Here is a 26237-nt window from a genome sequence, read left to right on the forward strand (position 1 = left end):
GTCGTAACCGTGCTTCCAGTGGGTATTTTCTGATGTTGAACGTCGTATCCAGCAAAGCGCGGGAGGAAGCGTCCATGTCGGCCAAAAACGGCTCCATCAAGCTTGTCGCCGGCAACTCCAATCCGGCACTCGCGCAAGCCATTGCGCAAGGTCTCGACCTGCCGCTGACCAAGGCGGTGGTGCGGCGCTTCGCCGACATGGAGATCTTCGTCGAGATCCAGGAGAACGTCCGCGGCTCGGATGCCTTCATCATCCAGTCGACCTCGTTCCCCGCCAACGACCATCTGATGGAATTGCTGATCATCACAGATGCGCTGCGCCGCTCCTCGGCGCGCCGCATCACCGCGGTGCTACCTTATTTCGGCTACGCCCGGCAGGACCGCAAATCGGGGTCGCGCACGCCGATCTCGGCCAAGCTCGTCGCCAATCTGATCACGCAGGCCGGCGTCGATCGCGTCATGACGCTCGACCTGCACGCCGGGCAGATCCAGGGCTTCTTCGACATCCCGACCGACAATCTCTACGCGGCGCCGCTGATGGTGCGCGACATCAAGGACAAGTTCGACCTCTCCAAGACCATGGTGATCTCGCCCGACGTCGGCGGCGTGGCGCGCGCACGCGGCCTCGCCAAGCGCATCAACACCCCGCTCGCGATCGTCGACAAGCGCCGCGAGAGGGCGGGCGAATCCGAGGTCATGAACGTGATCGGCGACGTCGCCGGCTACACCTGCATCCTGATCGACGACATCGTCGACTCCGGCGGCACGCTGGTGAACGCAGCCGATGCGCTGATCGCCAAGGGCGCCAAGGACGTCTACGCCTACATCACCCACGGCGTGCTCTCCGGCGGCGCGGCCGCCCGCATCGCCGGCTCCAAGCTGAAGGAGCTCGTGATCACGGATTCGATCCTGCCGACGGATGCGGTGAGCAAGGCGCCCAACATCCGCACACTGCCGATCGCCAGCTTGATCTCGGACGCGATCGCACGCACGGCCGCGGAAGAGTCGGTATCGAGCCTGTTCGACTGAACACAATGGCCGTCATTCCGGGGCGGCGCGTTAGCGCCGAACCCGGAATCCATCTTGCAGCGGTTCATATCGATAAATGGATTCCGGGCTCGCGCTTCGCGCGCCCCGGAATGACTATTTAGCCTATCACACAATTCCCGCCGCGACCTGGCCGCGCAGGCGCTCCAGGCCGTGCAGCGTGGTGGCGCAGGCTTCCGCCACCTCGACGCCCTTGATGGCAAAGTGCCTACGGAAGAAATCATAGTGCACTTCGGTCTCGTGGAATTGCTGCGGCGTCAGCACGGCCGAGAACACCGGCACCTCGGTGCGGAGCTGCACGTCCATCAGCGCCTTGATCACGGTGTCGGCGACGAACTCGTGGCGATAGATGCCGCCGTCGACGACGAGGCCGGCGGCAACGATCGCGGTGTAGCGCCGCGTCTTGGCGAGGATCTGCGCATGCAGCGGGATCTCGAACGAGCCCGGCACCTCGAACACGTCGACATGGGTGAGGTGGCGCGCCTCGGCTTCCCTCACGAACGCGATGCGGGCCTCCGCGACGACGTCGCGGTGCCAGCAGGCCTGCACGAACGCCACCCGCTGCGGTTTCGCGAAGCGCGGGTGATCGGGCGCCGGACCCTGCGGAACCGGCGGTTGGATGACTTCAGAACTTCGGACTGGTGAAGTTTCGGCTTGGGGATCTTGCAGCATCTGATTCATGGCTTTCCTCAGTTAAGGACCAGAATCAGGGCACACGGAACGACAAACAGCCGCATCCTGCGATGCGTCTGCCACCGACCGTTCTCTTTCATCCGGACTTTAACCGTCGGCTTCGGAGTCGCACCGAATCTGCTGACCCTTCCCTTCAGCAAAAAGCTTGGGGAAGGCGCTCGCGGGCTTGGGCCTTTCGGCCCTTACCGCCGGTGGGGACTTTCACCCCGCCCTGAGAACATCGGCCGTCCGGGATGAACGGCCTGACCGAAATATGACGCCGCTCCGCGGCCACAGCAAGCCTGTTCCGCATGGGAAAACCGCATGGACCCATGCCGCCATGGACATCCCTGGCGGGATAACCGTCGCGGGACGGAATTAACGATTGGCGCGCGGGCCGGGAGTCCGATTCCGGTTTGTTCTCAAATTAATAATTGTGTCCGAGATGAGCTGTGGACGAACGAGTCCTGGCTTGTGGACGGACTCGCGACCCAGTTGCGCGGATTCCGCAAATCACATCAGTTGATCCGCGACAAGCCCGCGCTGGTCCCGGGATCGCGACAGCGACTCCGAAGGATCGCCTTAACGACTTAAGGGAGCGCGCGCCGGACCAACCGCGTGCGTATCAAAGACAACAAAAAGGCAAGAGGTCGAGACGGCATGTCCCTGCTCGAAAGCACGATCGATTCCCGAAATCACCCGCTCGCGGTGGTCGAGGATATTGCTGCAAGCAACAATTGGCCATTTGAGCGCTCCGGCGAAGACGAACTCACGATTGTCTCGAAGGGACAATGGACCGACTATCAGATCTCCTTCACCTGGATGGGCGAGATCGAGGCGCTGCATCTGGCCTGCGCCTTCGACATGAAGATCCGGTCGCGCGCCGACCGGAGGTGCAGCGGCTCGTCGCCGCGATCAACGAACAGTTGTGGGTCGGGCATTTCGACCTGTGGACCAACACCGGCATGATCATGCACCGCCAGGCGCTTGTGCTGCCGGGCGGCCTCACCGCCTCGACCGCGCAATGCGAGGCCATGCTCGCCGGCGCCATCCATGCCAGCGAGCGCTATTTTCCGGCGTTCCAGTTCGTGGTGTGGGCCGGCAAGACCACGACGGAAGCCATGGACGCGGCGATGTTCGACACGGCGGGAGAGGCGTAGGGCTTTCCCTCGACACGAGAGGAGCCGCACCCGCCTCCTCAAGGTCGTCCTGGACAAGCGAGCGGCGGCGCAAAGCGCCGCTTTGAGCGAGCGCAGATCCAGGACCCATACCGCGAGGTTTCTCTGGATCGCGCGATGCTTGTTGCTCTGCCTTCCATCCATTAGAACGACTCGGGGTAATGGGTCCTGGCTTTCGCCAGGACGACATCGAGTGTGTGGCAGCGCCTATGACGAACAACAGCACCCTTCAAAACATCACCGGCACCATCCTGCTCGCCGGCGCCGGCAAGATGGGCGGCGCGATGCTGACAGGATGGCTTGCGGGCGGGCTCGATCCGCGCCGCCTCGCGGTGATCGATCCGCATCTCTCGTCCGAGATCAGCGCGCTTGCCGCCAAGGGCGTCGCGCTCAATCCTGATGTGAAGACGGCCGGGACGGTGGAGACGCTGGTCGTCGCGGTGAAGCCGCAATATTTCCGCGAAGCTGGCGCCGGGCTGAAGCCATTCGTGTCGGACAAAACTTCGGTGGTCTCGATCATGGCGGGAACCACGATCGCGTCAATTGCCGAGGTCTGCGGCGGCGCCGTGGTGCGCGCCATGCCGAACACGCCGGCCGCGATCGGCCGCGGCATCACGGTGGCGGTCGCAGCGAACAATGTCAGCACCTCGCAACGCGCGGTGGCCGATGCACTCCTGCGCGCCACCGGCTCGGTCGAATGGGTCGACGATGAAGGCCTGATGGACGCGGTGACCGCGGTCTCCGGCTCGGGGCCGGCCTATGTGTTCCTGCTCGCCGAAGAGCTCGCCCGCGCCGGCATGCAAGCCGGCCTGCCGGAGGCGCTGGCGACCAAGCTCGCGCGCGAAACCGTCGCCGGCTCCGGCGAGCTTCTGCATCAGTCCGAGCTTCCGTCCGCCACGCTGCGCCAGAACGTCACTTCGCCCGGCGGCACCACCGCCGCAGCCCTCGGGGTCCTGATGGGCGAGCCCGGCCTGTGCGATCTGATGACCCGCGCGATCGCAGCCGCGACGCAGCGCTCGAAGGAGTTGGCGAAGTAAGACGGTGTCGTAGGGTGGGTTAGCCGAAGGCGTAACCCACCATGCTTCAGCGATTGCGGAACGAAGTTGGTGGGTTACGCTACGCTAACCCACCTACGATTTCGATCCTGCGGCTAACCGTTTGTTGAACATCTCGACATTGACGAGACCACGCGCATGCCGGCCCTCGCCGAGCTTGCGCGCGCCCTCGAACGCCTCGACCTCGAAGCGGATGACGCGGCGCTCGACTGCGACCACCTTGGCCGTGGTCCGCACCGTCGCGCCGACCAGGGCGGCCGCAAGATGGCGGATGTCGACCTCGGTGCCGACGGTGACCCAGCCGGGCCTTAGCGCAGGGCGGATCGCATCGCCCGACGTCATCTCCATCTCCAGGATCATCATCGGGGTCGCATAGACAAACGGCATGCCCGGCACGAAATGCCCGACCGTGCGCTCCACCGGCACCACCAGCGTGCGCGCGGCGCTCATGCCGATTGTGATGAAGTCGCGTGCGTCCATGGTTGCCTCAACTCCGCTGTCGTCCCGGACAAGCGAACGCAGTGAGCGCTGATCCGGGACCCATAACCACGGGACGTCGTGGTTACGGGGACTCGGAGTTATCGCTTCGCCGATAACCACTCCCTGTGGCTATGGGTCCCGGATCTGCGCTTACGCTTGTCCGGGACGACGGCTGTTGTTGACGCTAACGCGTTACTTCTTCGCCGCCGCCGCGCGCTCCACGAAGGTTTTGCCGCCCTTCATCTTGTGGGCAAGCGGGGCTTCGTTGATCTGGATGACGACGGCATCGGCGTCGACGCCAAGGTTCTTCACCAGCGCCTGGGTGATGTCGCGCATCATGCCGGCCTTCTGTTCATCGGTGCGGCCCACGGCCATGCTGACGGTGATCTCAGGCATTTTTCTCTCCCTGTACTGTCGTCCTGGCCTGGCATGTCCCGGCCATCCACGTTCCCCGCCATCAAACAAGACGTGGATGCCCGGGACAAGCCCGGGCATGACCTCGCTGACGGAATGGCTATCCCCACTTTACGTCATGACGCGCGAGGACCTCGCGCACTTTTGCGACGAGATCGGCTTCGCTGCAGGAGAATTGCGCCGGGCGGCTCTCGCGCCATTCCTGGTTGGAGGCGATCGCGGCGGCGGCCTTCGCGCCCTCGATCAGATCCTTGATCTGCACCTCGCCGCGCGCCTTCTCGTCGGAGCCCTGGATGATGACGCAGGGCGCGTTGCGACGATCGGCATATTTGAGCTGGTTGCCCATGTTCTTGGGATTGCCGAGATAGAGCTCGGCGCGGATGCCTTCGCTGCGGAGGCTTGCCACCATCTTCTGGTAGTCGGCGACGCGGTCGCGGTCGAACACAGTGACGACCACGGGGCCGAACTCGGGCCGCGTGTCGAGCTTGCCGAGCAAGGTCAGCGCCGCCTGGAGCCGCGACACACCGATCGAGAAGCCGGTCGCCGGCACCGGTTCGCCGCGGAAGCGCGAGACCAGGCCGTCATACCGTCCGCCACCGCCAACGGAACCAAAACGCACGGGACGGCTCTTCTCGTCCTTGGTCTCGAGCAGCAGTTCGACCTCGTAGACGGGACCGGTGTAGTATTCGAGACCGCGCACGACGGAGGGGTCGATGCGGATGCGGTCTGCGCCGTAGCCCGAGGCCGTAACCAGCTTGGCAATCTCTTCCAGCTCGCTCACGCCGGCCTGACCGACTTCGCTCTTGGCTAGATAGATATCTGCAGCGGCAATTGCCTCTTTCCAATCGTCGCGTTTTTCGGTGATGGCCAGAACAACGTGAGCTTCCGCCGCGCTCAGATTGGCGCCCTTCGTGAAGTCGCCCTTACCCTCTTCGCCGCCATCCCACCTGCCGGGACCGAGCAGTTTGCGCACCTCGTCGGCGGGAAACTTGTCGAGCTTGTCGATCGCGCGCAGCACAATCAATCTGCGTGCCGCGTTCTCGTCACCGCCGAGCCCAATCGCTTCCAGAACGCCGTCGAGCACCTTGCGGTTGTTCACCTTCACCACATAGGAGCCGCGCGCAATCCCGAGCGCTTCCATCGTGTCCGCCGCCATCATGCAGATCTCGGCATCCGCCGCCGGCGTCGCTGAACCCACGGTGTCGGCGTCGAACTGCATGAACTGGCGGAAGCGGCCGGGGCCGGGCTTTTCGTTGCGGAAGACGTAGCCGACGCGATAGCTGCGGTAGGGCAACACAAGACCATCGGTCCCGTATCGCTCGCCAACGTATCGCGCGAGCGGCGCGGTCAGATCGTAGCGCAGCGAAATCCACTGCTCGTCGTCGTCCTGGAACGAGAACACGCCTTCGTTGGGGCGGTCCTGGTCGGGCAGGAACTTGCCGAGCGCATCGGTGTATTCCATCGCCGGCGTCTCCACCGGCTCGAAACCGTAGAGCTCGTAGACGGCGCGGATCTTCTCGACCATCTCGCGCGTCGCCCGTATCGCGGAGGGATCGCGATCCTCGAGCCCGCGCGGCAGGCGCGCCTTCAGTTTTTGGGGTTTTTTGGGTTTATCGGCCATGCGCGGTTCGTACCAGCGCATGCCCCGGGCGGCAAGCGCCGGGCGGTCCTAGCCTCTCCCTGCCGTTCCTGACGGGGAGGGTGGGTGAGGGGCTGCCCCGCACAACTGCAGTCGCGATCGCGTCACTCCGCGACGCGCAGATAGCGGGTCAGCTTGCGGTTGGCGGGATCGCGCAGCGAGCGGTAGTAGTCGGCTCGTGCCGGCGGATCGGTGTGGCGCACCAGATCGGTGACCGGGGTGTAGCTCAGCATGCGCCCGCCATCGGGCAATGCCGTGCAGACGAAGCGCAGTACCTCGCCGTTTCGAAGATTGATATTGATCGGCGTGGCATCGCCGATCCGCACCATCTCCATGCGTTGCGCGATGAACGCGCCCAACTCGTCTTCCGGCAGTTCGAACGCGCCGGTGTCGCGGCCGTGATACATCAGCGCGATGAAAGGCGGCTTGCCGTTGGCCTTCTCATCGGGCAGCGCGAAATAGTCGCGGAAGGCGCGGTTGATGAATTCGGCCCTGGTCTCGGCGTCGAGCAGCACGATCCCGATGTCGACCTGGTCGAGCGCGGCCGACAGTCGCGCGGCGATGGCGTGGTTGCGCCGTTCGGCCGCAAAGGCGTCGAGCAGGCGCTCGCGCATCAGCCCGGTCACGGCGGCGGTCGCGGCGGTCGTGAGCGCCAGCAGCCCAAGTTGCACCAGATCAGCCGCGGCAAAGCCCGGCATGCTGCGATGGCTCAGAGACAGCAGGGCCGCGCCGATCAGGGCGATCGCGGCGCTGCCAAGCGCGGACGCAAAGCCCGAGAGCGAACCGGCAAGTGCCACAATGCAGACGAACAGCGGCGCAAAGCTGGGAGCAGGAACATGGGGGTCGAGCACAATCGCCAGCAGCGTGGTCGCTGCCGTCAGCGCCGGACCTGAGATCGCTCGCCATCCGAACTGCATGGCCCTGTCTCGCTCCTCCTGAACGAGGTAACGCGGCCAGACTGACCGATGATGGGGCGATTGTGCTGCGATTTCGCGTGCGGTGCTTAAGGCGTGCTTGCGGACCGGCGCAAAGCTTTCGGATGATTTTAGGCCAAGTGCGCGGGCCTGACGCGCTGTTCCAGCGAAGGCGCGTTCAGCGTGGACGTGCCCGGGCCCTTGCGCGTCCCGACAAATATCAACAGCGATGCCGCGACCAGGATGGCCGCTGTCAGGGTTATTGCAACGACGACCACCGGTGACTTCAGGGGTGTCTCGATGAATCTTTTGCCGTGTGCCTGCCAGCGTGCGGGGTCACAGGGCGCCTTGACGGCTGATCGCGGACGAGACGGGGATCAGACCGGCAGGCCCATCGCCATGGTCGCCTTGGTCGTCAGCACCGTGAGGGTGACGATCAGACACAACGACAGCGCTGCGATGGCGAGCGAGGCCGCCACTGCATGGGTCAACCGGGAAGAGGCGGCAATAGCGGATCGGCCCTGGAAGCCAACCGTGCCGGACGCCCGCATCATGGTCTAAATCCTTCAACGTGCGGGCGAATCACCCGCAACGCCGAACAACTTCACAATTTCAACTGGCAATATTGCGGCGGCTGTATCGCCGAAAACGGCGAGATTGCGGCAAAGGTTAACGCCATCCCCGCTGTTTCTTAACGCCGCGTCGGTTTTCAGGCGCCGGCTGCGATGCTGGCGGGGTCTTCGATCTCGGCCGGCCGCCAGTCCATCGCCACGAAGCCGGGCGCCGCCTCGACGCGCTTCAGCCAGTCCCGGATCGCCGGGAAGGTCGAGAGGTCGAAGTCGCAGCGTTCGGCGAGATGGGTATAGCCGTAGAGCGCGATGTCGGCGACGGTGAGCTGGCGGGCGGCAAAATAGGCGTTGGTCTTCAGGTGATTTTCCATCACCTGGAGCGCGCCGTAGCCGCGCTCCATCCAGTCCTCCAGCGCATGGGTCTGAAGGTCGCGTCCGCCCTTGACCAGCGACAGCCAGAAATAAGCCGCGCCGATATTCGGTTCGAGCGCGTGCTGCTCGAAGAACATCCATTGCAGCGCCTCGGCGCGATCGATGCGGTTCTCCGGCGCGAGCGGCGTACCAACGGCGACGTACCAGAGGATCGCGTTGGATTCGGCGAGATGGCGGTTGTCGCCGACCTCGAGCAGCGGCACCTGGCCCGACGGGTTCTTCGCAAGGAAGTCCGGCGTGCGGCTCTCGCCGCGCAGAATGTCCACCTCGACCGCTTCGTAAGGCAGGTTCAACAGGGCCAGCGCAAGGCGGACCTTGTAGCTGTTGCCCGAGCGTTGCATCGAATAGAGCTTGTACATTCTGGGAGTTTGATTCCGGGACACAGGAAGGTGCGCAGCGTGTCGCCCCGCAACGCGGCTAAACAATGATGCCGATGGGAATCCGCCGCAAGGGCTCGGCACTAGAAAAACTCGAAAACCCTACCGCACTGCAACGACGCGGAAGATCATTTCCGCGCGAGGCTGCAAATCAGATCACGCTTGCGTCAATGTCAGCGCGTTCCTCTGCGCGATGGTGCACGAAGCAGGGCGATCGCGTTTTGGGGCATTGAAGCTTCCGCATCGTCATGGCCGGGCAGGTGGGACAAGCCCGGGCACGTTCTCGTTTTCACGGCTTCGAAGGCTGCAAAATTGCTCCGAGGACAAGGCTTGCCGGATATGAGCGATTTCGACCGCAAAGTTGCGAATTGTTGCCAGAAATCGCGCCTCCATACGCGCCAATCCGTAAACTTTTTCGAGATCGGGCCGAAGTTTCTTGCGGTGCAGCGGCACACGTTTTAGGGTGGCTGCATTCCCACAATCAGAGTCGTGACCACCCAGGGGTTTCACGATGTCTGGGTTCACGATGCCTGGATTCACCACGCCTGTCAGGAGATGACGATGCCCTTCCTTGCCGCTGCGCTCGACCGTGTGAAGCCGTCCGCGACCATCGCGGTCACGGATAAAGCACGTGCGCTGAAAGCGGCCGGCCGCAACGTCATTGGTCTCGGCGCCGGCGAGCCTGATTTCGACACGCCCGCCAACATCAAGCTGGCGGCGATCCACGCCATCGAATCCGGCAAGACCAAGTACACCGCTGTCGACGGCATCCCCGAGCTCAAGGAAGCCATCATCGCAAAGTTTCAGCGCGAGAACGGCGTCGTTTACAAGCCGAACCAGGTGATCGTCGGCACCGGCGGCAAGCAGGTGCTCTACAACGCGCTGATGGCGACCATCAATCCCGGCGACGAGGTGATCATCCCGGCGCCCTATTGGGTCAGCTATCCCGAGATGGTGGCGCTCGCCGGCGGCGAACCGGTGCCGGTGGTTTGCACCGCCGCAGCCGGCTTCAAGCTCCAGGCCGAAGCGCTCGAGCGCGCGATCACGCCGAAGACCAAATGGGTGATCCTGTGCTCGCCGTCGAACCCGACCGGTGCGGCCTATACGCGCGGCGAGCTGAAGGCGCTCACCGACGTGCTGGTCAGGCATCCCCACGTCTGGGTGATGACCGACGACATGTACGAGCACCTCGTCTATGACGACTTCCAGTTCACCACCGTCGCGCAGGTCGAGCCGAAACTGTACGACCGCACGCTGACCGTGAACGGCGTCTCGAAGGCGTATTGCATGACCGGTTGGCGCATCGGCTATGCCGGCGGCCCCGCGCATCTCATCAAGGCGATGTCGACGATCCAGTCGCAATCGACCTCGAACCCGTCCTCGATCTCGCAGTGGGCGTCGGTAGAGGCGCTGAACGGCCCGCAGGACTTCATTGCTGCCAACAACAAGGTGTTCAAGGAGCGGCGCGACCTCGTCGTCTCCATGCTCAACCAGGCCAGCGGCATCGAGTGTCCGCGGCCCGAGGGCGCATTCTATGTCTATCCGTCCTGCGCCGGCACGATCGGCAAGAAAGCGCCGTCGGGCAGTGTGATCTCCAATGACGAGCAGTTCGTCACCGAGCTGCTGGAGACCGAAGGCGTCGCGGTCGTGCAGGGTTCGGCGTTCGGCCTCGGCCCGGCGTTCCGCATCTCCTACGCGACCAAGACCTCCGACCTCGAAGACGCCTGCAATCGCATCCAGCGCTTCTGCGGCAATCTGCGCTGAGGCTGTTGCAGTTGAGAATTGAAAGGCCCGCTTCGGCGGGCCTTTTTTATGCGTGGTTCGATTGAGCGGAGTCGGATGGACTCTTGCTCTGGTCGACATCCTGCTCGGCCCTCACCCGGATCGCGCCGGCCGATGCTTCGCATCGCCGGGGCGATCCGACCTCTCCCCGCGGAAGGGCGGGGAGAGGTTGAGCCGCACAGTGAGGGGCGCACTGCTCGCGCGCTCCCTCGCCCCGTTCTTACGGGGAGAGGGAGGGGTGAGGGGTTCTCTCCGCGAGTTCGGTCTTGGATGTGTTCGATCTGGTACCGCCAAAAGTATTATGCCATAGACCATCGCGCGTCACGGGTAGGGCGCCTTCTCTGCTCGCATCACATTCTTAGCCGGAGACATTTCATGCGCCGCTCACTCCTCCTCGCCGGGCTCACCGTCGCGAGCCTCGTTGCCTCCATGGCCGGCGCCAGCGCGCAGTCGCGGCTGGTGCAGGTTGGCGTGCTCGAATGCCGCGGCGGCGCCAGCGTCGGCTTCGTCGTGGGCTCCGTCACCAATCTCGGCTGCGTGCTGCGCGTCGACGGCGTCCCTGATGACCGCTACGTCGCGACCATCCGCAAAGTCGGTCTCGACCTCGGCATCACCCAGGAGACGGCACTCGCCTGGGGCGTGTTCGCGCCGGTGAACCGGCTTGGGCCGGGCGACCTTTCCGGCAATTACGCCGGCGCGCAGGGCAGCGCCTCGGTCGGCGTCGGCCTCGGCGGCAATGCGCTGGTCGGCGGCTCCAACAATTCGATCGCGCTCCAGCCGCTCAGCGTGCAGGGCCAGGTCGGCCTCAACGTCGCCGCCGGCCTCGAAAGCCTGGAACTCCGCCCGGGCCGTTAAGCGCGCGTCAGCGAAGGTCTTGATTCACCTGTCCCCGACGGGGAGAGGTGGAACACCAGCCACTAAGACTTTGATCAAACTGACGACGCATCGCAGCGACGTTTGATGCTTGCCAAACCGCGGGGACGGGCAGAGCATCTGCGCTTGCCGACCCAATCATGGGCCGAGCTCCACACCAAGGAGGCGGCGAATGGGACAAGACGTCAGAAGTCCCCGAGGTCCACGGTGCATTGCGCTGGTGGGCCCTTTCCAAAGCGGTAAAACCACACTTCTCGAAGCGATACTGGCGCGAACGGGCGCAATCCCGCGCGCCGGCAGCGTCGACGCCGGAACGTCGGTCGGCGACGCCACGCCAGAGGCCCGCCATCACAAGATGACCGTTGGCCTCACTGCCGCCACGACGAGTTTCATGGGCGACAGCTACACTTTCCTGGATTGTCCCGGTTCCGTCGAGTTCGCCCACGACATGCGCGCCGCGCTTCCCGCGGTCGACGCCGCGGTCGTGGTCTGCGAGGCCGACGAGAAGAAGCTGCCGCAGCTCCAGATCATCCTGCGCGAGCTGGAAGAGCTGAAGATCCCTCGCTTCCTGTTTCTCAACAAGATCGACCGCGCCAACAAACGCATCCGCGAGACCCTGGCGACGCTTCAGCCGGCCTCCCGCGTGCCGCTGGTTCTGCGCCAGATTCCGATCTGGAACGGCGAGCTGATCGAAGGTTTTGTCGATCTCGCACTGGAGCGCGCCTTCGTCTATCGCGAGCACAAGGCCTCCGAAGTGGTCGCGCTCGAAGGCGGCGATCTCGATCGCGAGAAGGAGGCCCGCTTCTCGATGCTGGAGAAGCTCGCCGATCATGACGATGCCCTGATGGAGCAGTTGCTCGAAGACATCCAGCCGCCGCGCGATGCGGTGTTCGACGATCTCGCCCGCGAATTGCGTGAAGGGCAGATCTGCCCCGTGCTGCTCGGCGCGGCCGCGCGCGAGAACGGCGTGCTGCGCCTGATGAAGGCGCTGCGCCACGAGGCGCCGGGGATCGCGGAGACCGTCAAGCGTCTTGGCGTCAAACGTTCTGGCGCAACCGAGAGCAAGGACGCGCTCGGCTTCGTCTTCAAGACGCTGCACTCGCAGCACGGCGGAAAGCTGTCGCTGACGCGGCTGCTCGCCGGCCATCTCGAGGACGGCGCGACGCTGCAATCCTCCTCCGGCGGGACCAGCCGCGTCTCCGGCATCCTCGCCGTCAGCGGCGCTTACGACAGCAAGCGTGCGTCGGCTGAACCTGGCGACACCGTGGCGCTCGCCAAGCTCGATCCCGTCAACACGGGCGACACGATCTCGAGCGGCAAGACCCAGCCGGCAGCGCTGGCCGCTCTCGAGCCGACGCCGCCGGTGCTGGCAGTGTCGGTTGCGGCCGTCGACCGCAAGGACGACGTCAAGCTCGGCCAGGCTTTGGCGCGGCTGCACGAGGAGGATCCCTCACTCGTCGTCGTGCAGAACGCCCAGACCCACGACACGGTATTGTGGGGACAGGGCGAGATGCATCTGCGTGTGGCCAATGAGCGGCTGCGCGACCGCTTCGGCGTCAAGATCACGTCGCATCCTCCGGCGATCGGCTACCAGGAGACCATCCGCAAGCCGATCGTCCAGCGCGGCCGCCACAAGAAGCAGTCCGGCGGCCACGGTCAGTTCGGCGACGTCGTGCTCGAGATCCGGCCGCTGGCGCGCGGCGAGGGCTTCAAATTCGCCGAGAAGGTGGTCGGCGGCGCGGTGCCGCGCAACTACATCGGCGCGGTGGAAGAGGGCGTCATCGACGGGCTCACGCGCGGCCCGCTCGGCTTCCCCGTCACCGATTTGCAGGTGACGCTGACCGACGGCTCCTATCACAGCGTCGATTCCTCCGATCTCGCGTTCCGAACCGCGGCGCGGATCGGGCTCAACGAAGGCCTGCCGCAATGCCAGTCGGTGTTGCTGGAGCCGATCCACGTGGTCGAGATCGTCTGCCCGACCGATGCCACCGCCAAGATCAACGCGATCCTGTCGGCGCGGCGCGGCCAGATCCTCGGCTTCGACACCCGCGACGGCTGGAGCGGCTGGGACTGTGTCCGCGCCATGATGCCGGAAGCCGAGATCGGCGAATTGATCGTCGAATTGCGCTCGGCCACTGCCGGCGCCGGCAGCTTCACCCGTCAGTTCGACCACATGGCCGAAGTCACGGGCCGCGCCGCCGACCAGATCATCGCCGCGCATCAGCACGCGGCCTGAGCCGTCCCTCGCAGTCAGGGACGCACCGGCCTCTCACTCCCTCTCCCCGTCCGCGCGGGGAGAGGGTGGGATGAGGGGCCGCGTCCGCGAGCACGGCAAGAGTTGAAGTTGAAGTCACGCACCCCTCCCACCGTCATTGCGTGGAACGAAGCGACGAGGCCATCCAGACTGTCTCTGTAGACAGACTCTGGAGTGGCGATGCGGCGCCCGCGCGGCTTGACAGAGCCGGCTGGACGCGAAATGGATCGCCTTCCACACTCTCCCGAAGGGAAGGATGACCGTGACCAAGGCTCCCGCGGCCTGTCTGATCGGATGGCCGGCGGCGCATTCGCGCTCGCCGCTGATCCATCATTACTGGCTGCGCACGCTCGGGATTGCGGGCGGCTATGTCATCGAGGCGGTGCCCCCTGAGGACCTCCGCGATTTCGTGCTGCGGCTGTCGCTGCGCGGCTTTGTCGGCGGCAACGTCACCCTCCCGCACAAGGAGGACGTGCTGGCGTTCTCCACGCCCGATGTGCGGGCAACGGCCGTCGGCGCCGCCAACACGCTGTGGTTCGCGGACGGCGAACTGCGCTCGACCAATACCGACGTCGAGGGCTTCATCAACAACCTCGATGCCGGCGCGCCCGGTTGGGATCGGGCCGAAGAGGCGCTGGTGCTGGGGGCGGGCGGCGCCTCGCGCGCGGTCGTGTTCGGTCTGCTCGAACGTGGCCTCAGCCGCGTCCACGTCGCCAACCGCAGCATCGCGCGGGCCGAGGCGCTCGCGACGCAGTTCGGGCCTAACGTGCATCCGATCTCCTGGGACGGAATCAACGACGTGCTGCCGCGTGCAAAACTTCTCGTCAACACGACCTCGCTTGGCATGCATGGCCAGCCTCCACTCGAGGTCGATGTTGCGCGCCTGCCGCAAGCCGCCGTCGTCACCGACCTCGTCTATGTTCCCCTGGTGACGCCGCTGCTCGCCGCGGCCAGGGCGCGGGGCCTCAAGACCGCCGATGGGCTCGGCATGCTGTTGCATCAGGCGGTGCGCGGCTTCGAGCTGTGGTTCGGCCAAAGGCCGGAGGTCACGGCGGAGCTGCGCGCGCTGCTCGAGGCCGACCTCACAAAGACTTGAGCAAATAGCGCGCGGTCTCCGGAGTTCTATGTCCGTGGGGACAATCCGGAGATAGTCATGTCTGTTCAACGTGCAACTTTCACACGTCCAATCCTTGCCGTCGCGATGGTGGCCATCTCGGCCCTCGCAGCCTTCGCGCAAAGGGCGCCAGTGCCGACGCGGGTGCGCGGCACCATCGAGAACGTCGCGGGCGACACGATGCAGGTCAGGTCGCGCAGCGGCGAGCAGGTCAAGCTGCACATCGCCACCGACGTGCGCGTTGCGGGGATCACCCGGATTGCTCTCGCCGACATCAAGGTCGGCTCTTTCGTCGGCGCCACCACCGTGCCGGGACCGGATGGTGGCGAGAATGCCGTCGAAGTGCATGTGTTTCCCGAAAACATGCGCGGCACCGGCGAGGGCTCAAGGCCCTGGGATCTGAAGCCGAACTCCACCATGACCAACGCGACGGTTGCCGAGAGCGTCGTCGGCAATGACGGCCACACGCTGCTGGTCAAATACAAGGAAGGCGAGAAGAAGGTGTTCGTCGGCGCGGATACGCCTGTCGTCACCTATGTGCCCGGCGAAAAGTCGGACCTGAAGGCGGGCGCCAGGATCATCGCCTTCGTCAAGCCACTGGCGGACGGTTCGTTCGAGACCAATCGCGTCAGCGTCGGCCGCGATGGCCTGACACCGCCGATGTGAGGGGCGGGAAATATAGTGCGCAGCTGCCGCAACAAACTCCGCTGTCGTCCCGGACAAGCGTAAGCGGAGCTGCGCTTGTCCGGGACGACGGCTGTTATCGCAGCTGCACCCCGGGCATGTCCTCACACCGCGATCACGTGTTCGTCGATCTCGTCCACCCTGTTGACGCCGCACAGGCCCATGGTCGTCAACAGCTCCTTGTGGATGATGTCGATCGCCTTGGCGACGCCGGCCTGGCCGCCGGCACCGAGGCCATAGGCGTAGGCGCGGCCGATCATGCAGGACTTTGCGCCGAGCGCGAGCGCGCGCATCACGTCCTGGCCGGAGCGGATGCCGCCGTCGAACATGATCTCCATCCTCTCACCGACCGCGTCGGCGATCTCCGGCAGCACCTCGATCGAGGACGGCGCGCCGTCGAGCTGACGGCCGCCATGGTTCGACACCACCAGCGCCTGTGCGCCGGTCTTGGCGGCTTCCTCGGCGTCCTCGACGTCCAGAATGCCCTTGATGATGAGCTTGCCGGGCCAGATGCTGCGGACCCACTCGATGTCCTTCCAGTTCAGCGAGGTATCGAACTGCGAGGCGGTCCACTCCGCGAGGCGGTTGAGATCCTCGGTGTTCTTCACGTGACCGGCGATGTTGCCGAAGGTGCGGCGCTTGCCGCGCAGCACGCCGGAGACCCAGGCCGGCTTGGTTGCGAAATCCAGAAATTTCGACAGCGTCCACTCCGGCGGAATCGTCATGCCGTTCTTGATGTCGGCATGGCGTTGCCCGATCACCTGGAGGTCGACGGTCAGCACGAGCGCGCTGCACTTCGCCGCGATCGCGCGCTCGATCAGCTCCTTGATGAAGCCGCGGTCCTTCATGACGTAGAGCTGGAACCAGAACGGCTTGTCGACATTGGCGGCGATGTCCTCGATCGAGCAGATCGACATGGTCGATTGCGTGAACGGGATGCCGGCGGCCTGCGCGGCGCGGCAGGCATAGATTTCGCCGTCGCCATGCTGCATGCCGAGAAGGCCCACAGGCGCCAGGATCAGCGGCATGGTCGAGGGCTCGCCGAGGATCATGGTCGAGGTGTCGCGCCGGGAAACGTCGACCAGGATGCGCTGGCGGAATTTGATGTCATGGAGATCGTCGCGGTTGGCGCGCAGCGTCTCCTCGGCATAGGAACCGCGGTCACAATAATCGAAGAACGCCTTCGGCACGCGCCGCTGATGCAGCGTGCGAAGATCGTCGATACAGGTGATGTGCTTCATGAACGTTTCCCCGGCCCGTCTTGCATCGGAAGATTTAGGCGTCATCTAGCATGGTTGGATGCACAGCCAAATCCTTTGCGAGGAGGGCGCCATGACCAAGCCCCACAGGCAGCCGACGCCGGACGAGGTAAAAGAGAAGCATCGGCTCGATCAGGCGCTGGAGGAGGGGTTGGAGGAGACCTTTCCGGGCTCCGATCCCGTCAATGTGACCCAACCGGCGCCGAGCCGCGGCGACGGTCATGTGAAGCGGACCGACTAGCAGGCGGTTCCGGCGATTTCGACGTTCCAGCCGGAAACACCGTGTTTCACAATGGCTTACCGGGGCGGGGGCGACCCCGGTTCCGTAATGATTCATCATATTTTTTGAAGCCAAGTTAGCCGCGATGGCTTTATAAGACCTCAGCAAATCAGGGATGCGGGGGCCCCTCCGGGCGCCCCGCGGGTTGTAGTCCCTGGTTGTTGCGTGGGGGACGATATGAGCCGCAAATATTTCGGGACGGACGGGATCCGGGGCCGCGCCAACGGACTGATCACGCCGGAGCTCGCGCTCAAGGTCGGCCAGGCCGCCGGCTTGGCGTTTCAGCGCGGTGACCACCGCCACCGGGTCGTGATCGGCAAGGACACCCGCCTGTCCGGCTACATGATCGAATATGCCATGGTCGCGGGCTTCACCTCCGTCGGCATGGACGTGCTGCTGGTCGGCCCGATGCCGACGCCGGCGGTCGCGATGCTGACCAAGTCGATGCGCGCCGATCTCGGCGTGATGATTTCGGCCTCGCACAATCTGTTCGAGGACAATGGCATCAAGCTGTTCGGCCCGCAGGGCTTCAAGCTCTCCGACGACGTCGAGAAGCAGATCGAGCAGCTGCTCGACGAGCCCATCGACAAGCGGCTGGCGCAAAGCGCAAGCCTGGGCCGCGCCCGCCGTATCGACGGCGTGCATGACCGCTACATCGAATTCGCCAAGCGCACGCTGCCGCGCGATCTCTCGCTGGACGGCCTGCGGGTCGTGGTCGATTGCGCCAACGGCGCCGCCTACAAGGTGGTGCCGGAAGCGCTGTGGGAACTCGGCGCCGACGTGGTGCCGATCGGCGTCGAGCCCGACGGCTTCAACATCAACAAGGATTGCGGCTCGACCTCGCCGGAAGCGCTGTCGAAGAAGGTGCGCGAGATGCGCGCCGATATCGGCATCGCGCTGGACGGCGACGCCGACCGCGTCATCCTGGTCGACGAGCGCGGCCATGTCGTCGACGGCGACCAGCTGCTCGCGGTGATCGCACAGAGCTGGAAGGAGGACGGGCGGCTGTCGCGGCCCGGCATCGTCGCCACCGTGATGTCCAATCTCGGGCTTGAGCGTTTCCTGAAAGGGCAGGGGCTCGATCTCGTGCGCACGCCGGTCGGCGACCGCTACGTGCTCGAGCAGATGCTGGGCGGCGGCTACAATCTCGGCGGCGAGCAGTCCGGCCACATCATTCTGTCCGACTACGCCACCACCGGCGACGGCTTTGTCGCTGCGTTGCAGGTGCTGGCGGTGGTGCAGAGGCTGCGCCGGCCCGTGTCCGAGGTCTGCCATCGCTTCGATCCGCTGCCGCAGATCCTCAAGAACGTCCGCCACAAGGGTGGCAAGCCGCTTGATAATTCCGACGTCAAGTCGGCGATCTCCGACGGCGAGCAGCGGCTCAACGGCCATGGCCGCCTCTTGATCCGCTCCTCCGGAACCGAGCCCGTGATCCGCGTCATGGCCGAGGGCGAGGACCGCATCCTGGTCGAGGACGTCGTCGACACCATCGTCTCCGCGCTCGGCCAGGCCGCGGCTTGAGGTAAAACTTCTTCCTTCTCCCCTTGTGAGGGCTTTGCACAGAGGGGCGAGCGGGCGCTTGAGGTGCGTCGCGGGCTTTTTTGCTGTCAGCCCGCTGCAGTGAGCGGCATTTTGCTCATTTCACCCCTGTTGTCCTCCGTTTTTTCAAACGGAGACGGACTCTGGGCGTTGCGCGGCCAAGGCGCCGGCCGCGCGACGCAGATTGTAGGCGCAACAGGCCAGCACGATGTGCGTCTGGTTGCGCGCGAAGTTGAAGAAGCGCATCCGCCGCAGACCATAATGCTCCTTGAACACGGCGTACGGTCGCTCCACGGCTGAGCGTATCTTCGCGATCAGCTTGTTGCGCAGCTTCTGTCGTGGCGGCAGTTCGGGATGATGCTTGTTCGAACGACGCATCAGGCGATCCTTGATACCGGCTTCGGTCAGGCGCGCGTGCCGGGCATGCGTGTAATAGGCCTGATCGCCATAGACCGCTTCCTCATCACCACAGAACAGACGATCCGCCGGTTCTGTATCAGTGATCGAGGCATCCGTCATGTGGACACGACGAATGATGGTGTGACCGGCATCCACACCCGTGTGGATCTTGTAGCCGAACACGCTCTTTTTGCCTTTCCGGCCCCAGCGTGCATCGCGATCCGCAGATGGCGTATCCTCGCCATCCTTGCGTGCCTTGCGGGGCGGAGTGGCTCGGGCCGGGATCAACGAGGCGTCGACCAGCGTCCCCTGCTTGAGGATCAGCTTCTTGGCCTCCAACTGCCGATTGATCTCCGCGAACACCTTCTCGATCAGACCGTCCTTGGCGAGTTCCTGCCGAAACCGCCACAATGTCGTGTGATCCGGGGTCTGATCGTGCAGGCTCAGACCAACAAAGCGACGAAACGACAGCCGGTCCGCAATGGCGGCTTCCAGCGCCGGATCGGACAGATTGTGCCAGATCCCGGCGAGCAAGCAGCGAAGCATGACTTCCGCTGGATAGCTGCTGTTACCGGCACCATCGCCACCCCGCTTGCCAAGAAGCGAGCGCAGCGGCGCCCAATCCACAACAGCCTCCACCTCATCCAGGATGCTGCCTCGGCGTGCCCGAACCAGGACATCCGCCAAGCTCATTTGACCGACATTGCGCTCGACCATGCTTGGCTCACCTCGCTAGAATCAGCCATGATTCAAAGAATCACGTGCAGCCGATTGTGCAAAGCCCTCCTTGTGGGAGAAGGTGGCGCGAAGCGCCGGATGAGGGGTTCTCTCCGCGTACACAACTACGAAGGCGACGCGCGGAGAGAACCCCTCACCCGTCTCGCCGCTACGCGGCGATCCACCCTCTCCCACAAGGGGAGAGGGGAAGACGGGAAGACGGAGACACCCGCGCATCCCTGCTATCGACGATTGGCGGTGGTTTGGCCGCCGCTTGCATCGTAACTAGCCGGATGCGGCGGATCGCCGCGCGTGCCGGGATTAGCCTTTGAACAAGCCTGTCGTCGTCTCCGAGGAAACGCTGAGCGAGCCGGTCGTCGTCGGCGACGTCGCGCCGGCCGCTGCCGCAGGGCCGGCCTATATTGTGCTCGCCGGCATCAGCTTCTCGCACTTCCTCAACGACACCATGCAGTCGCTGATCGCCTCGGTGTATCCGATCCTGAAGGACACCTACGCGCTCGACTTCGCGCAGATCGGCATGATCACGCTGGCGTTCCAGTTCACGGCCTCGCTGCTCCAGCCGGTGGTCGGCCATTACACCGACAAGAAGGCGCAGCCTTATTCACTCTCGGTGGGCATGGCCTCGACCTTCTTCGGCCTGCTGCTGCTCAGCGCCGCGCACCAATATCTCGTCATCCTGATGGCCGCTGCGCTGGTCGGTCTCGGCTCGGCGGTGTTCCACCCTGAATCCGCGCGCATCGCCCGGCTCGCCTCCGGCGGCCGTTACGGCTTCGCGCAATCGGTGTTCCAGCTCGGCGGCAGCTTCGGCACCTCGATGGGGCCGGTGTTGGCTGCGCTGATCGTGGTGCCGTTCGGGCAGGGCAGCATCGCCTGGTTCTCCTCGATCGCGTTCCTCGCGATTGTCATCCTCTGGCGCATCGGCCGCTGGTACGAACCGCAGATCAAGGCAAAGAAGGTTGCGGTGGCTCAGGCCCATCCGGATGCGCCGAGCTCGCGCCGCGTGGCGATCGCGCTTGTTGTGCTGGTGGCGTTGCTGTTCTCGAAGCAGCTCTACGTCTCAAGCCTGTCGAGCTACTACATCTTCTACCTCATCGACCGCTTCGGCGTGTCGACGCAGGCCGCCCAGATGTATCTCTTCATCTTCCTCGCGGCGAACGCGGTCGGCGCGTTTCTCGGCGGTCCGCTCGGCGATCGCTTCGGCCGCAAGATCGTGATCTGGATCTCGATCGTCGGTGCGCTGCCGTTCACGCTGGCGCTGCCCTATGCCGGCCTCTACGCCAGCGCGGTGCTCAGCGTCATCATCGGCCTGATCATCTCCTCGACGACGTCGTCGATCATCGTGTTCGCGCAGGAACTGGTGCCGCATCGTTTCGGCATGATCTCCGGCGTGTTCTTCGGCGTCGCCTTCGGCATCGGCGGCCTGGGTGCCGCCGTGCTCGGCAAGCTCGCCGATCACACCTCGATCGCGTTCGTCTACCAGGTCTGCGCCTGGCTTCCCGCGATCGGGCTGCTTGCGGTGTTCCTGCCCAGGCTGCCGCAGCACGCGCGTTAACACATCCTTTTTCGCTGCGATGCGGCTTCATACATCGTTAGCAATTGCGGCGGAACGGAAGCTCCGCCTGCCGCATTTTTGCAACGCTCCCGCCGCATCCGCGTGTGCACTCAGAAAAAATCAACCTTAAAAATTAGGGTTAAGTGGCGCTTAAACATTTGGTGCAATCGTCCGGCCTGTGAGTTTCCAGAAAAGTGAGGCGCGTATTGCCTCACCGGCCAAAAGGACGAAGCCAATGCGTAGCGTGAAGTCTCTCCTTGCCGCGGGTGCGGCATCACTGATCTCCTCGGTGGCGTTCGCCGCCGATATGCCGATCGCGGCACCGCCCCCCATGTATGCCCCGGTCGCGCAGCCCGCCGACTTCGGCGGCTGGTATCTGCGCGGCGATATCGGCATGACCAACCAGAGCGCCAAGCGCATCGACAGTGCCGCTGCCCAAAACCCGAATCTCAGCGTCGGCACCTTTGGTCTGGGCTTTGATAGTTCGCCGTTGTTCGATCTTGGCGTTGGCTACCGGTTCAACAACTGGTTTCGTGCCGACGTAATTGGTCAATATCGTGGGCGCGCCAATTTCCATGGCGCCAACAGCGTTATTGCGCCCGGCTTTGCCGGAAACGACAGCTATAGCGGCAGCAAATCAGAGTTTGTTGTCATGGCGAATGCCTATGTGGATCTAGGCACCTGGTGGTGCATCACGCCATTCATCGGTGCCGGTGTCGGCGGCTCGTACAACAGGATCAGCGGCTTCCGCGACGATGGGTTCCAATACGTTGCGATCAACAATCCACAGTTGACCAGCAGCTCGACGTATTTTGCCGACAATGGCAAGTGGAACCTGGCCTGGGCCGCGCACGCCGGTCTCGCCTACAAGGTCAATCCCGGCTTCACTGTCGAACTGGCCTACAGCTACATGGATCTTGGTGATGCCGCGCCCGGCAACTTCCGCGCGTTCGACAACAGCAGCTCCGGCGCGAGCACGATCAAGATCAAGGACATCACGTCGCACGACGTCAAGCTCGGCGTGCGCTGGGAGCTCAACAGCCCGCCGGTCTACGCGCCGCCCCCGCTCGTCACCAAGGGCTGATCGATCGCCCATCTCTTAAACTCTCTTAACGGCGCGGAATGCTCCCGCGCCGTTTTGCTTTGCGTATTTTTCATGGTGCGACCGCGGTGAAAGCGTCCGACGCAACCATTGGTTAAGGTTAACGAGCCATGATCACGAGCGAAAGTTCGAGTTCGATGGAGCGTTGCAATGCGTAGGCTTTTGTTGGCGGCAGCGATATTGGGGACGGTGTCCGCCGCACATGCGGCCGACATGCCGGACTTGCCGGTCCTGCGCGGCGGCTTCACCGACGGGCTGAGCAAATCCAGTGTCAACTGGGACGGCTTCTATGTCGGCGGCCAAGGCGGCTACGGCGCGTCGGACGAACATTTCAGCGGAAGCAACCGGACGATGCTGAGCACGCTGCTGGATCACAATGTGATTCAGCAGATGGACGTGGCGAACTGGAATCTCGGCCTCGGCGGACAGTCGACCCGCTCGAGCGGCTACGGCGCCTTCTTCGGATATAACGGCCAGTGGGAGGACGTCGTCCTCGGCCTCGAGGTGAGCTATCTGCACGGCACCTTCGGTGGCACGTCGCAGTCCTCGAAGGAACTCGTCAGCGGCAGTGCACTGACCGACGGCTTTTTCCACGACGTCAAGGTGACGTCGTCGGCCGGAATCTCGATCTCTGACATGGCGACCTTCCGTGGCCGTGCGGCGTATGCCTGGGGCTGCTTCCTGCCTTACATTTTTGGCGGCTTCGCGCTCGGCAAGGCCGACATCTCGCGGAATGTTCTTGTCGAGGATTCGGTCAGCAGGACGATCAACGGATCTTTTGCAGGCCTCCAGCCGCTGAGCGCCGACGATACGGTGCACAATCACATGATCTACGGCTATACCGCCGGTCTCGGCGTTGACGTCAACCTCGCCGGCGGGCTGTTTGCGCGCGCCGAATGGGAATACATCCGCTTCACCACCAACATTGACACGAATATCAACACAGTTCGGGCGGGTCTCGGCTACAAGTTCTGACCCGCGCACATCGCCGCGGTTGACAGCTTCCATCCGTCCTGCTGCTCTGTCGCCCGAAAATCGGGGCGGCAGCAATGCAGATCTACGGCGACAGCAATTCCGGAAATTGTCTGAAAGTGAAGTGGGTCTGCGACAAGCTCGCGCTGCCCTACAGCTGGATCGAGATCGACACGCGCAAGGGCGAGTCGCGCACGCCCCAATTCCTGACGATGAACGGCGCCGGCCAGGTGCCGACCATCCAGTTCGACGACGGCCGCACCCTCGCGCAGTCCAACGCCATCATCCGCTATCTCGCGCGCGACAGCGCGCTCATTCCGGCCGACGCATACGCCGCTGCCAAGATGGACGAATGGCTGTTCTGGGAACAGTACAGCCACGAACCCTATATCGCGGTGTGCCGCTTCCAGCTCGTCTATCTCGGCAGGAATGCATCCGAGCTCGATCCGGAGAAGGTCAAGCGCGGCTATGCGGCGCTCGATCGCATGGAGGCCCATCTCACCACCAGTGGTTTCCTGGCTGGAGACCTGGTTTCGCTCGCCGACATCTCGCTGCTGGCCTATACCCGCGTCGCGCATGAAGGCGGCTTCGACCTCGCCCGCTTGGCCGCCATCGGCCGCTGGATCGGTGACACCGAGGCTTATCTCGGCCTTCCGTCGGCGCGCTAAGTCCGGAGCTTCGCCTATGAATACGAAATCCGTTTCGATCCGCCCCGCACGTCGCGAGGACGTCCCTGCGATGATCGCGATGCTCGCCGACGATCATCTCGGCCGCGCGCGCGAGCGGGTGGAGGATCCATTGCCTGCCGTCTATTACCAGGCGTTCGAACGCGTCGAGCGCGATCCAAACCTCGCGCTCGTGGTTGCCGAGAGCGAGGGCAGGGTGGTCGGCTGCCTGCAACTCGCGATCCTCCCGGGCATCAGTTCGCAAGGCGGCATCCGCGGTCTGCTCGAGGATGTCCGCGTTGCCACGGATTGCCGCAGCCGCGGCATCGGCGAGCAATTGGTGCAGTGGGCGATCACAGAAGCAAAGGCGCGCGGCTGCAATCTGGTCGAGCTGATGACGCATGCGAGTCGCGTCGATGCGCAGCGCTTCTACAAGCGGCTCGGGTTCGCTGCGAGTCACGTCGGCATGACTGTCCGCTTTTGAGGCAGCGCGTTGCGAGCGTTGCGCGATCAGCAAAATCCGATCGCGCATTCGTTCATGTTAACAGCTGATAAACTACCCCTGCGTCGTTCACCTTCGCGCGGGAACGAACGGTGCTACCGAACGTCCAAACCGGGCTCGGTCGGTTCGGGGATTTCGATGACAAGCTATTCGATGATCAAGGTCGGCAACGACTACGTTGTGCAGGCCAATGACAAATGCATTATGAAGGTCGGCAGCCGCCGCCGAGCCGCGCAATTGATCAGCGAGGCCACGGACTTGCTGAACGCGCTTGCCGTGGTCGAATCGCCCAAAGTCGCACCGGAGGCGCCATCACTCGCGCGTGAGGGGCCGGAACTTCCTTGACGACTCTTCCTGTTTCCCGTATCAGCCGCGGCGGGACACCTCCCCCCAACGGGAGGCTTACTATCTGGAAGGGTAGACGATGACTGTAGCGAAGCCCGCTTCGCGGCCGAACGTGCCGCATTTCTCCTCCGGTCCCTGCGCCAAGCGCCCCGGCTGGAACGCCCAAAATCTCAAGGACGCAGCGCTCGGCCGTTCGCATCGCGCGAAGGTGGGCAAGACCAAGCTCAAGCTCGCGATCGACCTGACACGCGAAGTGCTCGAAGTGCCCGCCGATTATCGCATCGGCATCGTGCCGGCGTCCGATACCGGCGCGGTCGAGATGGCGCTGTGGTCGCTGCTCGGTGCGCGACCCGTCACCACGCTGGCCTGGGAATCCTTCGGCGAGGGCTGGGTCAGCGACATCGTCAAGGAATTGAAGCTCAAGGACGTCACCAAGCTCAACGCGGCGTACGGTGAACTCCCCGATCTCGCCAAGGTCGATCCGAACAGCGACGTCGTCTTCACCTGGAACGGCACCACCTCCGGCGTGCGCGTGCCGAACGCCGACTGGATCAGCGCGTCCCGCGCAGGCCTGACCATTTGCGACGCCACCTCGGCCGCGTTCGCGCAAGCGCTCGACTGGGCCAAGCTCGACGTCGTCACCTTCTCCTGGCAGAAGGCGCTCGGCGGCGAAGCCGCGCACGGCATGCTGATCCTGTCGCCTCGCGCGGTGGAACGGCTCGAGACCTACAAGCCGGCCTGGCCGCTGCCAAAGATCTTCCGCATGACCAAGGGCGGCAAGATCAACGAAGGCATCTTCGTCGGCGAGACCATCAACACGCCGTCGATGCTCTGCGTCGAGGATTATCTCGACGCGCTGAACTGGGCCAAGTCGATCGGCGGCCTCAAGGCGCTGATCGCGCGCGCCGATGCCAATACCAAGGTGCTGGCCGACTGGAAGGCGAAGACGCCCTGGATCGACTTCCTGGCCAAGGACGCGGCGATCCGCTCCAACACCTCGGTGTGCCTGAAGTTCACCGATCCCGCGATCACCTCGCTCTCCGAGGATGCGCAAGCCGAGTTCAGCAAGAAGCTGGTCGCGCTGGTCGAGAAGGAAGGCGCAGGCTACGACTTCGCCTATTACCGCGATGCCCCGGCCGGCCTGCGCATCTGGTGCGGTGCCACCGTCGAGGCCAAGGACGTCGAACTGCTGACACAGTGGATCGACTGGGCCTTTGCCGAGACCAGGGCGGCTCTGCCCAAGGCGGCCTGAGTTCTTACCCTCCCCTGGAGGGGGAGGGTCGACGCACCGCCAGGTGCGGCGGGGTGGGGTGATCTCTCCACACGGCGCACCGGCGATTTTTTTTTTCGCAGCTTCACCCCACCCCGGCGCTCCGCGCCGACCCCCCCCCCTCCAGGGGA

At 64.2% G+C, this 26237-nt stretch carries 26 protein-coding genes, 1 pseudogene and 1 riboswitch; of the genes and pseudogenes, 17 read left to right on the top strand and 10 right to left on the bottom strand.

Annotated features, from left to right (window positions below; genetic code table 11):
• Nucleotides 1–74: 74 nt before the first annotated feature.
• Nucleotides 75–1028: a ribose-phosphate pyrophosphokinase gene (locus AB8Z38_RS28710; protein WP_369721040.1), complete on the top strand. Its 954-nt coding sequence runs from the start codon at nt 75–77 to the stop codon at nt 1026–1028.
• A gap of 126 nt (nt 1029–1154) precedes the next feature.
• Here the strand turns inward: AB8Z38_RS28710 and AB8Z38_RS28715 are convergent, their stop codons facing one another.
• The gene (locus AB8Z38_RS28715) at nt 1155–1727 is read right to left on the bottom strand and encodes a 6,7-dimethyl-8-ribityllumazine synthase (RefSeq protein WP_369721041.1); all 573 of its coding nucleotides are present in this window, start codon (nt 1725–1727) and stop codon (nt 1155–1157) included.
• A 76-nt stretch (nt 1728–1803) separates the two neighbouring features.
• A riboswitch (FMN riboswitch) is annotated at nt 1804–1962 on the bottom strand.
• 416 nt (nt 1963–2378) lie between these two features.
• Here AB8Z38_RS28715 and AB8Z38_RS28720 point away from each other — a divergent pair.
• Together AB8Z38_RS28720 and proC are read left to right on the top strand one after the other, a co-directional pair.
• Nucleotides 2379–2878: pseudogene (locus AB8Z38_RS28720) on the top strand (YbjN domain-containing protein).
• 227 nt (nt 2879–3105) lie between these two features.
• Nucleotides 3106–3933 carry a pyrroline-5-carboxylate reductase gene (gene proC, locus AB8Z38_RS28725; RefSeq protein ID WP_369721042.1) on the top strand — a complete coding sequence of 276 codons (828 nt, stop codon included), beginning with the start codon at nt 3106–3108 and terminating at the stop codon, nt 3931–3933.
• Nucleotides 3934–4026: 93 nt separating this feature from the next.
• On the opposite strand, the gene AB8Z38_RS28730 is transcribed toward proC, so the two are convergent.
• From AB8Z38_RS28730 to AB8Z38_RS28760, 7 genes are all read right to left on the bottom strand, one after another.
• Nucleotides 4027–4431, bottom strand: coding sequence for a thioesterase family protein (locus tag AB8Z38_RS28730; RefSeq protein WP_369721043.1), 405 nt, complete (start codon nt 4429–4431; stop codon nt 4027–4029).
• 192 nt (nt 4432–4623) lie between these two features.
• Nucleotides 4624–4827 carry a tautomerase family protein gene (locus tag AB8Z38_RS28735; protein ID WP_007596840.1) on the bottom strand — a complete coding sequence of 68 codons (204 nt, stop codon included), beginning with the start codon at nt 4825–4827 and terminating at the stop codon, nt 4624–4626.
• 118 nt (nt 4828–4945) lie between these two features.
• The gene (gene hisS / locus AB8Z38_RS28740; protein WP_369721044.1) at nt 4946–6466 is read right to left on the bottom strand and encodes a histidine--tRNA ligase; all 1521 of its coding nucleotides are present in this window, start codon (nt 6464–6466) and stop codon (nt 4946–4948) included.
• A 122-nt stretch (nt 6467–6588) separates the two neighbouring features.
• Nucleotides 6589–7401, bottom strand: a complete 813-nt coding sequence (locus AB8Z38_RS28745; RefSeq protein ID WP_369721045.1) for a PAS-domain containing protein — start codon at nt 7399–7401, stop codon at nt 6589–6591.
• Nucleotides 7402–7775: 374 nt separating this feature from the next.
• Entirely contained in the window at nt 7776–7952 is a 177-nt protein-coding gene (locus AB8Z38_RS28750) for a hypothetical protein (protein WP_369721046.1), read from the bottom strand.
• Between the two features lie 155 nt (nt 7953–8107).
• On the bottom strand, nt 8108–8758 hold the full coding sequence (locus tag AB8Z38_RS28755; protein WP_369721047.1) for a glutathione S-transferase family protein: 651 nt from the start codon (nt 8756–8758) through the stop codon (nt 8108–8110).
• Between the two features lie 264 nt (nt 8759–9022).
• Nucleotides 9023–9316: a hypothetical protein gene (locus tag AB8Z38_RS28760; RefSeq protein ID WP_369721048.1), complete on the bottom strand. Its 294-nt coding sequence runs from the start codon at nt 9314–9316 to the stop codon at nt 9023–9025.
• Between the two features lie 21 nt (nt 9317–9337).
• Here AB8Z38_RS28760 and AB8Z38_RS28765 point away from each other — a divergent pair, with 21 nt between their 5' ends.
• From AB8Z38_RS28765 to AB8Z38_RS28785, 5 genes are all read left to right on the top strand, one after another.
• On the top strand, nt 9338–10540 hold the full coding sequence (locus AB8Z38_RS28765; RefSeq protein WP_369721049.1) for a pyridoxal phosphate-dependent aminotransferase: 1203 nt from the start codon (nt 9338–9340) through the stop codon (nt 10538–10540).
• 393 nt (nt 10541–10933) lie between these two features.
• Nucleotides 10934–11413, top strand: a complete 480-nt coding sequence (locus tag AB8Z38_RS28770) for a DUF992 domain-containing protein (protein ID WP_369721050.1) — start codon at nt 10934–10936, stop codon at nt 11411–11413.
• Between the two features lie 190 nt (nt 11414–11603).
• Entirely contained in the window at nt 11604–13667 is a 2064-nt protein-coding gene (locus AB8Z38_RS28775) for an elongation factor G (RefSeq protein ID WP_369721051.1), read from the top strand.
• A gap of 274 nt (nt 13668–13941) precedes the next feature.
• The gene (locus tag AB8Z38_RS28780) at nt 13942–14781 is read left to right on the top strand and encodes a shikimate dehydrogenase (RefSeq protein ID WP_369721052.1); all 840 of its coding nucleotides are present in this window, start codon (nt 13942–13944) and stop codon (nt 14779–14781) included.
• Between the two features lie 57 nt (nt 14782–14838).
• Nucleotides 14839–15465 carry a hypothetical protein gene (locus AB8Z38_RS28785; RefSeq protein WP_369721053.1) on the top strand — a complete coding sequence of 209 codons (627 nt, stop codon included), beginning with the start codon at nt 14839–14841 and terminating at the stop codon, nt 15463–15465.
• A gap of 122 nt (nt 15466–15587) precedes the next feature.
• Here the strand turns inward: AB8Z38_RS28785 and AB8Z38_RS28790 are convergent, their stop codons facing one another.
• Nucleotides 15588–16724, bottom strand: coding sequence for an L-lactate dehydrogenase (locus tag AB8Z38_RS28790; protein ID WP_369721054.1), 1137 nt, complete (start codon nt 16722–16724; stop codon nt 15588–15590).
• A 91-nt stretch (nt 16725–16815) separates the two neighbouring features.
• Here AB8Z38_RS28790 and AB8Z38_RS28795 point away from each other — a divergent pair, with 91 nt between their 5' ends.
• Together AB8Z38_RS28795 and glmM are read left to right on the top strand one after the other, a co-directional pair.
• Nucleotides 16816–16983 carry a hypothetical protein gene (locus tag AB8Z38_RS28795; protein ID WP_369721055.1) on the top strand — a complete coding sequence of 56 codons (168 nt, stop codon included), beginning with the start codon at nt 16816–16818 and terminating at the stop codon, nt 16981–16983.
• A gap of 216 nt (nt 16984–17199) precedes the next feature.
• Complete coding sequence (gene glmM, locus AB8Z38_RS28800) at nt 17200–18543, top strand: phosphoglucosamine mutase (RefSeq protein WP_369721056.1); 1344 nt, start codon at nt 17200–17202, stop codon at nt 18541–18543.
• 144 nt (nt 18544–18687) lie between these two features.
• On the opposite strand, the gene AB8Z38_RS28805 is transcribed toward glmM, so the two are convergent.
• Nucleotides 18688–19677, bottom strand: a complete 990-nt coding sequence (locus AB8Z38_RS28805; protein ID WP_369720878.1) for an IS5 family transposase — start codon at nt 19675–19677, stop codon at nt 18688–18690.
• 328 nt (nt 19678–20005) lie between these two features.
• Here AB8Z38_RS28805 and AB8Z38_RS28810 point away from each other — a divergent pair, with 328 nt between their 5' ends.
• The 7 genes from AB8Z38_RS28810 to AB8Z38_RS28840 all read left to right on the top strand — a co-directional run bounded on the left by AB8Z38_RS28810 (nt 20006) and on the right by AB8Z38_RS28840 (nt 26088).
• Complete coding sequence (locus AB8Z38_RS28810) at nt 20006–21250, top strand: MFS transporter (protein WP_369721057.1); 1245 nt, start codon at nt 20006–20008, stop codon at nt 21248–21250.
• Between the two features lie 235 nt (nt 21251–21485).
• Nucleotides 21486–22334 (top strand): outer membrane protein, encoded by an 849-nt coding sequence (locus AB8Z38_RS28815; protein WP_369721058.1) that lies wholly within the window; start codon nt 21486–21488, stop codon nt 22332–22334.
• A 168-nt stretch (nt 22335–22502) separates the two neighbouring features.
• On the top strand, nt 22503–23327 hold the full coding sequence (locus tag AB8Z38_RS28820) for an outer membrane protein (protein ID WP_369721059.1): 825 nt from the start codon (nt 22503–22505) through the stop codon (nt 23325–23327).
• A 74-nt stretch (nt 23328–23401) separates the two neighbouring features.
• A complete protein-coding gene (locus AB8Z38_RS28825) occupies nt 23402–23992 on the top strand; it encodes a glutathione S-transferase family protein (protein ID WP_369721060.1) in 591 nt (196 codons plus the stop codon).
• Between the two features lie 16 nt (nt 23993–24008).
• Nucleotides 24009–24473: an N-acetyltransferase family protein gene (locus AB8Z38_RS28830; protein ID WP_369721061.1), complete on the top strand. Its 465-nt coding sequence runs from the start codon at nt 24009–24011 to the stop codon at nt 24471–24473.
• Nucleotides 24474–24644: 171 nt separating this feature from the next.
• The gene (locus AB8Z38_RS28835) at nt 24645–24836 is read left to right on the top strand and encodes a hypothetical protein (RefSeq protein ID WP_369721062.1); all 192 of its coding nucleotides are present in this window, start codon (nt 24645–24647) and stop codon (nt 24834–24836) included.
• Nucleotides 24837–24915: 79 nt separating this feature from the next.
• A complete protein-coding gene (locus AB8Z38_RS28840) occupies nt 24916–26088 on the top strand; it encodes a phosphoserine transaminase (protein WP_369721063.1) in 1173 nt (390 codons plus the stop codon).
• Nucleotides 26089–26237: the final 149 nt, after the last annotated feature.

It is taken from the genome of Bradyrhizobium sp. LLZ17, assembly GCF_041200145.1.
Classification (GTDB): domain Bacteria; phylum Pseudomonadota; class Alphaproteobacteria; order Rhizobiales; family Xanthobacteraceae; genus Bradyrhizobium.